The organism is Streptomyces sp. NPDC087901, from assembly GCF_044742205.1.
In the GTDB taxonomy this organism is placed as follows: domain Bacteria; phylum Actinomycetota; class Actinomycetes; order Streptomycetales; family Streptomycetaceae; genus Streptomyces.
The window spans coordinates 189,365-200,884 of the sequence record NZ_JBIUUC010000003.1 but is presented as its reverse complement, the minus strand read 5'-3'; the positions used below and the strand labels follow the sequence as shown (position 1 = coordinate 200,884).

Below are 11,520 nucleotides of genomic sequence, written 5' to 3'. Positions count from 1 at the left end.
AGAACTTCGGTCGCAGAGGCTTCCCACGCTCTGCGCAGGTCACTTGAGGGGACCCCCACATGAAAAAGCCTCTCGTCGGTGCGCTCTTCGCGGTGCTGCTCCTCGGAGCCGGCACCGTGCCCGCGGCAGCGGCCACAAGCCATGACGCGGCAGCACCCAGCACGGTCAAGGCGGCAGTATCGGCGGGCCGCGCCGCGGCCGACGCGGCGTCATCCGGCCACGCGGCCGTTCAGGCGAAGGTCAGGCCCAAGGCCATCGGCTTCGCCGGGACCGTGGCGCTCAGCAACTGTTCGGGCTCGGTCGTCCGTGCGCCCGGCTCCCAGCCTGGCGACCCCGCGCTCGTGCTCTCCAACGGGCACTGCATGGAGTCCGGATTCCCCGGCCCGGGCGAGGTCGTGTTCAACCAGCCGTCCACCCGCAGCTTCACGCTGCTGAACGCCTCGGGCAGCGGTGTCGGCACCGTCCGGGCCAGCAAGATCGCGTACGGGACGATGACGGACACCGACATATCGGTGTACCAACTCACCTCCACGTACGCCCAGATCGAAAGCACCTACGGCATCAAGGCGCTGGAGCTCAACACCGCGCACCCGGTGCAGGGCACCGCGATCACCGTCGTGTCCGGCTACTGGAAGCGCACGTACAGCTGCAACGTCGACGGGTTCGTCTACCGCCTCAAGGAGGGGGAGTGGACCTGGAAGGACTCGGTCCGCTACACCTCCGCCTGCCAGACCATCGGCGGTACGTCCGGCTCGCCGGTGATCGACAACGCCACCGGCAAGGTCGTCGCCGTCAACAACACCGGCAACGAGGACGGGCAGGAGTGCACGGACAACAACCCGTGCGAGGTCGACGAGAACGGGCAGGTGACGGTCCGCGAGGGCATCAACTACGCCCAGGAGACCTACGGCATCGTGCCGTGCATCGGAACCGGCAACGTCTTCGACCTCGACCGTGAGGGCTGCGCACTGCCCAAGCCGTGACGGGCGGAGCGGGGCGGGACCGCACATGAGCGGTCCCGCCCCGCTCCCGGCCGGCGCCCGGTCAGATCCTGCGCCACCGGGCGTTGGCGCAGGAGAAGAGGCCGAAGGCCGCCAGTCCGATGGCGATCAGCGCCAGCAGCCACGGACCGGCCGGTGTGGTGCTGAACGACCGCAGGGTGTCGTCCATCCCCTTGGCCTCGCCCGAGCGGGCCTTCACCGCGGCGGCGACGGCGAATCCGCCCGCCACCGCGAAGACGAGTCCGCGCGAGATGCCGCCGAGGACTCCGGTGACGTCCACCGCGCGTCGCACGGCGGGCGACATCTCGCCGAGGCGGAGATGCTTGTGGAACTTCCGCAGCGCGGCACGGCCCGCGATCCACAGGCCCGCGCCGGCGATGACCGCGCCGGCCGCCCCCACCAACCATCGCCCGCCCGGCATGCCGAGCACCTGCGCCGTGACGTCCTTCGACTGCGCGTCGCCGGAGCCGCTGCCGCTGCCGCGGTCGCCCGCGGCGAACATCAGGACCGAGTACGAGACGAAGGCGTAGAAGACCGCACGCCCGGCCGATGCCAGGCGCTTGGTCGCCTTGCGCCCGTCCGGGCCGGCAGCCCCGAACGCCGCCTCGGACAGCCGCCACAGGGTCATGCCCACCAGAGCGACCCCCAGGACCCACAGCAGGACGGAACCGAAGGGCTTCTGCGCGATCTCCGCGAGCGCCCCACCCCGGTCCGCCTGCTTTCCGCCCCCGCCTCCGCCGTTTCCTCCACCGCTGCCGAACGCGATGCGCAGCGCGAGTACGCCGACCAGGACATAGATCGCTCCGCGGGCCACGAACCCCGCCCGGCCGCCCGCCTCGACGGCTGAACTGTTGCCCGCCCGTCTCGCCTTTCCGTGACTTCTCCGGGCTGTCGCAGAGATATTCATGTCCAGCCGGTTGCCCCGGCCGGGCGGCGGGAAACTACCGTGCCCCGGCGGCAGCCGCCCCGGCGGACCGCACCGACCGGCCCGCCAGGACCTGCGTCCGCCTGCCGTCCTCGATGACGAACCGGCCGTCGATCAGCACGTGCGGGATGCCGGCCGGCAGGGTGCGGGGCTCGGCGAACGTCGAGCCCGCGGCCACCGTCGACGGATCGAAGAGCACCAGGTCGGCACGGTAGCCCTCGCGCACGTATCCGCGGTCGGGCAGCCGCAGGCGGGCCGCGGGCCGGGAGGTGAGGTGGGCGACGCACTCCTCCAGGGAGAGGATGCCCAACTCCCGTGCGTACCGGCCGAGATAGTGCGGGAACGTGCCGTACGCCCGGGGGTGCGGCTTGTCGCCCTGGAGGATTCCGTCGCTGCCGCCGGTGTGGACGCGGTGGCGCATGATCTGCCGGACGTTCTCCTCGTGGCCCACGTGCTGGAGGATCGTCGTCCCGAGCCGGTCCTCCAGCAGCAGCCGCCGGGCGGTCACCCAGGGCTCCTCGCCGCGCAGGTGCGCCGACTCCGCGACCGTACGGCCGACATACGAGGCGAGGGCCGGCGCGCCGACGCCCGAGATCTCGATGGTGTCCCACTCGATCGGCACACCGTGGCAGCCGTCCGATCCGACGACCTCCAGGTCGTGGCGGATCCTCGCCGCCGACGCCTCGTCGGCCAGGCGCGTCAGAACCGACTCGGGGCCGCCCTCGCCGGCCCAGCTGGGCAGCATGGCGACCAGCGTGGTGCAGCCCGGGGTGTACGGGTAAGTGTCGAGGGAGATGTCGGCGCCCGTGTCGAGCGCACGGTCCAGGAGGCCGAGCAGTTCCGGGGCGCGGCCCTCGTTCACGCCGAAGTTCATGGTGGCGTGGGCGAGATGGAGGGCGCAGCCCGCGGTGCGGGTGAGCCGCACCATCTCCTCGTACGCCTCCAGCGCACCGGCGCCGTACGAGCGGTGGTGCGGGCAGTAGTAGCCGCTGTGCTCGGCCACCACCCGGCACAGGGCGGTGAGTTCGGCGTCGTCCGCGTACATGCCCGGGGTGTAGGTGAGTCCGGAGGACATGCCGACGGCGCCCTCGGTCATGGACTGCGCGACGAGTTGCCTCATCCGGGTCAGTTCGGCATCGGTGGCCGGCCGGTCGTCCCAGCCGACCGCGTACATCCGGACGGTGCCCTGCGGGATCAGGTAGGCGGCGTTCACCGCGATGCCCTGGCCGCCGAAGTTGCGGTCGAGCCGGTCGAGGTACTCACCGACGGTGCGCCAGTCGAAGTCGATGTCGCTCCCGTCGCCGTTCCACCCGGTGATGGAGCGGCGGACCTCGGCGAGCGTGCGATCGTCGACGGGGGCGTACGACAGCCCGTCCTGGCCCAGCACTTCGAGGGTGACGCCCTGCGCCGCCTTCGCGCTGTGGTCGGGGTCGCGCAGCAGGGCGAGGTCGCTGTGGGCGTGCATGTCGACGAAGCCGGGGGAGAGCGCGAGGCCGTCGGCGTCCAGGGTCCGGGCGCCGCTGGGGCGGGGGCCGGGGGAGTCCTCGCGGTGGATCTCCGCGATGCGGCCGCCGGAGAGGGCCACGTCGGCGCGGTAGGAAGGGGTGGCGGTGCCGTCGATGACGCGGGCGTCGCGGATGACCAGGTCCATGGGGGGCCTTTCGGAGGGCAGGGGCCGGGGATCGGGCCCGGCCCCCGTCACATCGGCCGCGTTCGGCAGGGCGGGGGATCGGGCCACGGCTCCCGTCACATCAGCCGGGTTCGGGAGGGCCGGGGACCGGGCCCCGGCCCCGTCTCATCGGCCTGGATCAGAAGAACGTGCGGATGTAGTCCGTGACCGTGCCGTCCGCCTCGACCAGCGGGATCAGCTGCCACTTGTCGAAGCTCGTGCAGGGGTGCGACAGGCCCATCCCCACCCAGTCCCCGACCTCGAGCCCGGCCCCGTCGGCCGTCCGCACCCACGCGTGCTGGTCCGACAGGCCGGTGATCTCGATCCCCGTCGCCGCCCGCACCGAACCGTCGCGCCCGGACCGCACGACCTGCGCCTGAGGCAGGTCGAGGTCGTAGGCGGCGTCCCGCTTGCCCGCGTTCAGGAACGCCTGCTCGGCCGAGGGACGCGACACGACCTGCGCCCAGAGCCGGAAGGCGGGCTGCAGCGCACCCTCTTCGGGGACCCGGTTGAAGGGGGTGAGGTGGCGGTAGTGCCCGTCGTCGTGCGAGACGTACGCCCCCGAGCGGAGCAACTTGAGCACGGGGGAGGAGAGTTCGGGGATCTCCGCGAACACGTCCGCGACCGCGTCGAACCATGCGCTGCCGCCCGCACTGATCACGATCGGCTCACCGGTGGCCGACGCGGCGAACCGCCCCGCCGCGTCGAAGTCCGCGGCCAGTGCGACGAGCCGGCGCAGCCAGTCCCGTACCCGCTCGCCCGTCGCGTCCGGCACCTCGCCCTCGTAACCGGCCACGCCCGCCAGGCGCAGCGTCCCGGCGGCGGCCACCGCGTCGGCGACCGCGGCGCAGTCGGCCTCGGTGCGGGCACCCGTGCGGGCGCCCTCGCCCGCGCCGAGCTCCACGACGACATCCACCGGGCGGGAGGCGCCAGCCGCGCTCAGGGCCTCGTCCATCAGCTCGACGCCGCGTACCGAGTCGACGTAACAGATGAAGCGGAAGTCCGGGTCGGCGGCCAGCTCGCCCGCGAGCCAGGTCAGCGCCACGGCGTCGACGAGTTCGTTGGCGAGGAAGATCCGCTGGATCCCGAACGCCCGGTAGACCCGCGCCTGGTGCGGCACCGCCGCGGTGATTCCCCATGCGCCGTGCTCCAGCTGGCGGGCGAACAGCTGCGGGGACATCGACGTCTTGCCGTGCGGTGCGAAGGCGAGACCGTGGCGCTGTGCGTACGTCTCCAGCAGGGCGAGGTTGTGCTCGACGGACTCGGCGGACAGGGCGAGCACCGGGGTGGTGAACCCGCCGGTGAAGAGGTTGCGCCGCTCGGCGGCCAGGTCGCCGACGGTCAGGCCGGCCGCGTCGGGCGGGAGGGCCTTGAACCGGTGGTCGACCCGCTCCTCGGCCAATCCGGCCAGGCCGGCAGGTCCGGCGACAGGGCGTTCGTCGGCCATGGGGGTGCCTCCTCGATCGAAGTCATGCGGTAGGTGACCGTGTCGTCGTTGCAACATACGCAACACCCATTGCGTATATCGCTCAGGGCTGTCTAACATCCGAGCCGACGCCCGGTCAATGGTGAGACCCGGTGCCGCCCGCCCGCCCGCCCGATCCCGAGGAGCCCGAGTGTCCGGAACCCCGGCCAGGACCGACGCCGACGCGACCACCGATGTCGTGTGCCTCGGTGAGTCCATGGTGACGTTCCTGCCCTCGCAGCCCGGGCGCCTTGCCGACGTACCGTCCTTCGGCCGCGGCATCGGCGGCGCCGAGTCCAACGTGGCCTGCGCCCTCGCCGCGGCCGGGCACCGCGCGGCCTGGGTGAGCCGGGTCGGGGCGGACGGCTTCGGCGACCACCTCGTCGACGCGATCGCCGCGTACGGCGTCGACACCTCCGCCGTACGGCGCGATCCGGCCAGGCCCACGGGCATCTACTTCCGTACGGCGACGGACCGCGGCACCGATGTCCACGAGGTGGCGTACTACCGGGCCGGGTCCGCCGCGTCCGCGATGTCGCCCTCGAACGTTCCGTACGAGGCACTGTTCGCCGGCCGGGTCCTGCATCTGTCCGGCATCACCGCGGCGCTCTCCGCCGACTGCCTGGAGCTGCTGCACGAGCTGACAGCCCCGCGCCCCGGGCGCCCGCTCATCTCGTTCGACGTCAACCACCGGCCCGGGCTGTGGCGCGGCGCCGACGCGTCCCCCGGCGTCCTGCTGGACCTGGCCCGCCGCGCTGACCTCGTCTTCGTCGGCGAGGACGAGGCGGAGGAGGCGTGGGGGGTGAAGGGTGCCGACGCGATCCGCGAGGCGCTGCCGGAACCGGCGGTGCTGGTGGTGAAGCGGGGCGCGGACGGGGCAACGGTGTTCTCCGGAGGGCCGGACCCGACCGACACCGTCACCGACGTCCCCGCCCTCCGTGTCGACACCGTCACCGACGTCCCCGCCCTCCGCGTCGACGTCGTCGCCCCTGTGGGCGCGGGCGACGCCTTCGCCGCCGGATTCCTCTCCGCCACCCTGCGCGGACTGCCCGTCCGCGACCGGGCCCGGCACGGGCACCTGATGGCCGCCGCCGTCCTCACCGTCCCCGGCGACCTCACCGACCCGCCCGCCCGCGACCGCGCCGACCGCCTCGCGGCCCTCGACGACGCCGCCTGGGGGAGACTGCGTCTCGGCCCCGGGTGGACGGGGGACGACACGGAGGTACGTACGCAATGAGTCAGACCGTCGACCGGGCACTGAGCATCCTGCCGTTGCTCGCACAGGGACCCGCCGACCTCGGACAGGTCGCCGAGCGGCTCGGCGTCCACAAGTCCACGGCCCTGCGCCTGCTCCGTACGCTCCACGAGCACGGGCTCGTCTACCGCCAGCAGGACCAGCGCTACCGCCTCGGCGCGCGGCTCTTCGCCCTCGCGCAGGAGGCCGTCGAGAACCTCGACGTGCGGGAGATCGCCCACGCGCACCTCGTCGAGCTCAACGCGAACTGCGGACACACCGTTCACCTCGCGGTGTACGAGGAGAACGAGGTCCTCTACATCGACAAGGTCGAGAGCCGTTACCCGGTCCGGATGTACTCCCGCATCGGCAAACCCGTCGCGATCACCGTCGCCGCCGTGGCCAAACTGCTGCTCGCCGACCTCTCCGAAGCCGAGCGGCGCGCCATCGCGGAGAAGCTCGACTACCCCATGTACACGTCCCGTTCGACCCCCGGCCCCGGCGCCTTCCTCAAGGAGCTCGCCACCGTGCGCGAACAGGGATGGGCCACCGACCTCGGCGGCCACGAGGAGTCCATCAACTGCGTCGGCGCCCCCATTCGCGGCACCGACGGGCGCGTCGTCGCCGCGATGTCGGTCTCCGCACCGAACGTGGTCGTCACGGCCGAGGAACTCCTCACCCTGCTCCCCCTGGTCCGTCGCACCGCCGACACCATCAGCCGGGAGTACTCCGGCACCAACCGACCCAAGAAAGCCTGATCAGCGATGACCGACAAGACCGAGAAGACCGCCCTCACCCCGAGCACCCACACCACCCCGCCCGCGAAGTTCTCGCACGGGGTGCGGAAGGGGAACATCCTTCAGGTCGCCGGCCAGGTCGGCTTCCTGCCCGCCGTCGACGGCCAGGCCCCGACCCCGGCCGGTCCGACCCTCCGCGAGCAGACCCTCCAGACCTTCGCCAACGTCAAGGCGATCCTGGAGGAGGGCGGCGCGAGCTGGGACGACGTGATGATGATGCGCGTCTACCTCACGGACGTGGACCACTTCGCCGAGATGAACGAGATCTACAACACGTACTTCGGCGAGCAGAACCTCAAGGAGGCTCCCTCCGCCCGCACGACGGTCTACGTCGGCCTGCCCAAGGGCCTTCTCATCGAGATCGACGCCCTCGCGGTCCTCGGCTGAGCCTGATCCCCTTGCCGCACCCGCTCCACCGCACCACCGCGCTCCACGGCACGGCGCCCCGCCCCACCGGGGCGCCGTGCCGCGCTCCCCCCTGCCCAAGCCCCATGTACGACAACGGAGTTACCCATGCTGCTCGCCGCCGGCCCCCCACCGGTCGAGACGCCACCCCACACCGGTGGACTCCTCCTCCTCATAGACGGGACGGCCGGTCTGCTGACCGTCGCCGTCCTCGGGATCGCGCTCCTTCTCTTCCTGATCATCAAGGTCAGGCTCCAGCCGTTCGTCGCGCTGCTCGCCGTCTCCATAGCCGTCGGCCTGGGCGCGGGCCTCTCCGTCACCGAGCTCTTCGGTACGGTGCAGAAGTCCGCCGCCGTCTCCGTGATCGAGTCCGGCATGGGCGGCATCCTCGGCCATGTCGCGATCATCATCGGCCTCGGTACGATGCTCGGTGCGATCCTCGAAGTCTCCGGCGGCGCCGAGGTGTTGAGCACCCGGCTGCTGAACCTCTTCGGTGAGAAGCGCGCCCCGCTCGCCATGGGGCTGACCGGTCTGATCTTCGGTATCCCGGTCTTCTTCGACGTCGGCATCTTCGTCCTCGCGCCGATCGTGTACGCGGCAGCCAAGCGCTCCGGCAAGTCGATCCTGCTCTATGCGATGCCGCTCCTCGCGGGCCTGTCCATGACGCACGCGTTCCTGCCGCCGCACCCCGGCCCGGTCGCCGCCGCGGGCCTCTTCCACGTCTCGCTCGGCTGGGTCATCCTGATGGGCGCCGTCGTCGGCATCCCTTCCGTCCTGGCCGCCTGGGGCTACGCCGCCTGGATCGGCAAGCGCATCTTCGTCGAGGTCCCGCAGGACATGGTCGAGGCCGCCGAGGAGGCGAAGGCCGCGGTCGTAGCCGAGCAGCGGGCCGCCGGGGTCACCCCGCACGAGGCACCCGTCGCACTCGGCACCGTACTCGCGATCATCGGCACGCCGCTGGTGCTGATCCTCGCCGCGACGTTCTCCTCCATCGCGCTCGACCCCTCGACGCTCCGCTCCGTCATCGAGTTCTTCGGCAACCCGTTCGTCGCCCTGACGATCGCGCTGCTGCTCGCCTACTACCTGCTCGGCATCCGTCGCGGCTGGTCCCGCAAGTCCCTCGAATCGGTGTCGACCTCGTCCCTCAAGCCGGTCGGCAACATCCTGCTCGTCGTCGGCGCGGGCGGCATCTTCGGCGCCGTCCTCAAGAGCAGCGGCATCGCGGACGCGCTCGCCGACACGTTCAACGACGTCGGTCTGCCCGTCATCCTGCTCGCCTGGCTCATCTCGGCGGTGCTGCGCATCGCCCAGGGTTCGGCGACGGTCGCCATCGTCACCACCGCCGGCATCGTGGTCCCGCTCGTCGAGGACCAGGACTTCTCGCAGCCGCACCTGGCGCTGATCATCATGGCGATCTCGGCCGGCTCGATCATCGCCTCGCACGTCAACGACGGTGGATTCTGGATGGTGTCGAAGTACTTCGGCATCTCCGAGCGCGACACCCTGAAGTCCTGGACGGTCCTGGAGACGGTCCTGTCGGTCGCGGGGTTCGTGGTGGCGGCGCTGCTCAGCCTGGTGATCTAGGGCGGGCCCGAGGGCCGGGCCGGACGGTGCGGCCCGGCCCGTCTCAGGCCGCCGACGCGCAGATGATGCTGCGGCCCCGGTTCACCGGCCAGTACCAGAACCGCTCGCCGCCCCCGGACGGGCACGTCCAGTTCTGGCCCCCCTTCGGAGCCCGGTAGAACCCGGTGATCCGCAGGATGGACTGGCCCGCCCGGGGGACGGTCGACGCGTTGCAGCCCCAGACCACCGTCAGATCAGCACTGGTGGCCCCTGTGACGTCCGCGGGGAAACACTGGCCCACCTGGTACACCCGGTCGAGGCAGAGCGTCCTGTCGACCCCGTCGTCACCGGATTTGCTCCACCAGGTGAAGCCCGCCCCGGTATCGCAGGAACCGGAGCCGCCGGAAAGGGTACTGACGCGGTTGACGTGCATGTACGCGTTCGAAGCGCCGCAGCTCACCCGGATCGGGCGGTCGGCGCTCATGTCGTCGTGCCCGTCGTTGTACACGTTGAGACAGTCACCGGCCCGCACCGCGGCGAACGCCCGGTCGGTGGCATCCGGGGTCGGCGTGGGTGTGGGTGTGGGTGTCGGGTCGTTCACGGTGTCGCTGCCGGAGCCGTTGGAGCCGTCGGTGCTGCTGTCGGTGTCGGTGTCCGTGTCCGTGCCGGAGTCGTCCGTATGTGTGCCGAGGTCGCTGCCGGACGACACGGCGCCGGAACTGCTGCCGGCGGACGAACTGCCGCCACCGCCCCCTTCGTTACCCGTCGTCTCCCAGGGCTGCCAGACCAGCAGGGCGACCACGGCGGCCACGGCGATCAGCCAGCCCAGGCCCGAGGAGTTGCCCGAGGAACCGGTGCGCGGGGGCGTCGGGCGCGTGGTGCCCGGGGCGGGCGGGGCTGTGCCGGGGGAGGACGTCCGTGCCCGGGCAGCCCGACGGGACGCCTCGCGCTCGGCCCGCCGCAGGGCCTCCCGCTCGGCCTGTTCCCGCGACGCACGCTCGGCCGCCTCCCTTGCCGCGCGCTCCCGCTCCGCCCGCCTCTGCGCCCGCTCCCGCTCTGCGCGTTGCTGTTCCTGCGCCGCGCGCTCCCGTTCGCGCCGGGCGCGTTCGGCCTCCAGGCGCTGGGCGGCCAGTCGCTCGGCCTCCATGCGGGCGGCCTCGACGCGCTCCCGGTCGGCGCGTTCCTGCTCGGCCTGTTCCGCCCGCTGCCGCTCCGCCAGTTCCGAGAGGGCCGCCAGGTCCGGCCGCGCCCGTTCGCGGCGGGCACGGTCGCGGGCCGCGCGGGCCTCCCGCTCCGGCGGGTACACGAGCGTCGGGGGGGGCGGGGGCGGCACCACGCGAGTGCGCTGGACGACGGTCGGGGCCGCCGGGCTCGCCTCCCTCGACCGGCTCTGCCGGCTCGTGCGGCGGTCGTTCGCGAGTTCCAGGCCCTGGGTCGCGTACGCGCCGATCAGCGCCGTCCACCGCGGCGGCAGCCACCGGGTGCCGCTGTGGGACTCCGGCAGACCGGCCTGGGCCTCGCGGAAGCGGGCCAGCAGCTCCGCCGGTTCGGGACGCCGGTCCGGGTCGACGGACAGGCACGGCCGGATCGTCGCCACGAGCTCCTTCGGCAGTCCGCCGAGGTCGAGTTCGCCGCGCTGGACGCGGGCCAGCAGCCGAAGGGTGTCCCCGTCCGCGCGGTAGGGCGGCCGTCCGGTGGCGAGCAGGAAGAGCGTCGCGCCCAGGGAGTAGACGTCGGACGCGGCGGTCGACTCCTCGCCGCGCGCCTGTTCGGGCGAGGTGAAGGCGATCGTGCCGAGGGTGAGCCCCGTCAGCGTGAGGTCACTGGCGTGCGAGATGCCGAAGTCGATGACCCGGGGGCCGTCCAGCGGCAGCAGCACGTTCTGCGGCTTCACGTCGCGGTGGACGATGCCCACCCCGTGCAGGGTGACCAGGGCCTCCGCGGTCCCGGCGGCGATCCACCGTACGGCCGAAGCCGGCAGCACCCCGCAGTTGCGGACGAGTTCGGAGAGCGGCGGAGCGGCGATGTAGTCGATGGCCATCCACGGCCGCTCCGCGTCGGGGTCGGCGTCCCGGACGCGCGCCGTGTACGCGCTGGCGACCCGCTGCGCGACCGACACCTCGCGCGCGAAGCGCCGACGGTCGATGTCGCTGACGGCCCCCTCGGCCAGCAGCGTCTTCACGGCGACCAGGGCCCGCCCGCCTCGCTCGCCGCTGCGGGCCAGGTAGATCCGCCCCATGCCCCCGGACGCGAGGCGTCCGATCAGCCGGTACGGTCCGAGCGTCGCCGGATCGTCCCCACCCAGCGGCTGAACCCGCGCCCCGGCCATGTCACTCCCCCTGTCGCACCCTCCTGGCAACGGTGCCACGAGGCTGCCCGAACAGCCATGGGGCGCGGCAACTCCCGGGCACTCTGTTGCGGGTCCGGTACAGGCCGGGTACGCCCGTCGGACCCCGAACAT

Annotated in this window: 9 protein-coding genes; 5 read left to right on the top strand and 4 right to left on the bottom strand. The window is 72.3% G+C overall.

The features are described from left to right. The first annotated feature begins 59 nt into the window (after positions 1 to 59). Positions 60 to 983 carry a serine protease gene (locus ACIOEW_RS10430; RefSeq protein WP_362546579.1) on the top strand — a complete coding sequence of 308 codons (924 nt, stop codon included), beginning with the start codon at positions 60 to 62 and terminating at the stop codon, positions 981 to 983. Positions 984 to 1,044: 61 nt separating this feature from the next. Here the strand turns inward: ACIOEW_RS10430 and ACIOEW_RS10425 are convergent, their stop codons facing one another. The 3 genes from ACIOEW_RS10425 to ACIOEW_RS10415 all read right to left on the bottom strand — a co-directional run bounded on the left by ACIOEW_RS10425 (position 1,045) and on the right by ACIOEW_RS10415 (position 5,042). Beyond that, positions 1,045 to 1,908, bottom strand: a complete 864-nt coding sequence (locus ACIOEW_RS10425) for a DUF1206 domain-containing protein (RefSeq protein ID WP_401963177.1) — start codon at positions 1,906 to 1,908, stop codon at positions 1,045 to 1,047. A gap of 34 nt (positions 1,909 to 1,942) precedes the next feature. Further along, the gene (locus ACIOEW_RS10420) at positions 1,943 to 3,577 is read right to left on the bottom strand and encodes an amidohydrolase family protein (RefSeq protein ID WP_401963831.1); all 1,635 of its coding nucleotides are present in this window, start codon (positions 3,575 to 3,577) and stop codon (positions 1,943 to 1,945) included. A 157-nt stretch (positions 3,578 to 3,734) separates the two neighbouring features. Continuing rightward, on the bottom strand, positions 3,735 to 5,042 hold the full coding sequence (locus ACIOEW_RS10415) for an alanine racemase (protein ID WP_362556819.1): 1,308 nt from the start codon (positions 5,040 to 5,042) through the stop codon (positions 3,735 to 3,737). 169 nt (positions 5,043 to 5,211) lie between these two features. Between ACIOEW_RS10415 and ACIOEW_RS10410 the strand changes: the two genes are divergently transcribed. The 4 genes from ACIOEW_RS10410 (at position 5,212) to ACIOEW_RS10395 (ending at position 9,080) form a co-directional block, all read left to right on the top strand. Then, positions 5,212 to 6,297 carry a sugar kinase gene (locus tag ACIOEW_RS10410; protein WP_401963174.1) on the top strand — a complete coding sequence of 362 codons (1,086 nt, stop codon included), beginning with the start codon at positions 5,212 to 5,214 and terminating at the stop codon, positions 6,295 to 6,297. Next, on the top strand, positions 6,294 to 7,052 hold the full coding sequence (locus ACIOEW_RS10405; RefSeq protein WP_362556823.1) for an IclR family transcriptional regulator: 759 nt from the start codon (positions 6,294 to 6,296) through the stop codon (positions 7,050 to 7,052). Before ACIOEW_RS10410 ends, ACIOEW_RS10405 begins: the two co-directional genes overlap by 4 nt. A gap of 6 nt (positions 7,053 to 7,058) precedes the next feature. After that, the gene (locus tag ACIOEW_RS10400) at positions 7,059 to 7,478 is read left to right on the top strand and encodes a RidA family protein (protein ID WP_401963172.1); all 420 of its coding nucleotides are present in this window, start codon (positions 7,059 to 7,061) and stop codon (positions 7,476 to 7,478) included. A gap of 126 nt (positions 7,479 to 7,604) precedes the next feature. After that, complete coding sequence (locus tag ACIOEW_RS10395) at positions 7,605 to 9,080, top strand: gluconate:H+ symporter (protein WP_362556827.1); 1,476 nt, start codon at positions 7,605 to 7,607, stop codon at positions 9,078 to 9,080. Positions 9,081 to 9,123: 43 nt separating this feature from the next. On the opposite strand, the gene ACIOEW_RS10390 is transcribed toward ACIOEW_RS10395, so the two are convergent. Then, positions 9,124 to 11,388 carry a protein kinase gene (locus ACIOEW_RS10390; RefSeq protein WP_401963170.1) on the bottom strand — a complete coding sequence of 755 codons (2,265 nt, stop codon included), beginning with the start codon at positions 11,386 to 11,388 and terminating at the stop codon, positions 9,124 to 9,126. Between the last annotated feature and the right edge of the window lie 132 nt (positions 11,389 to 11,520).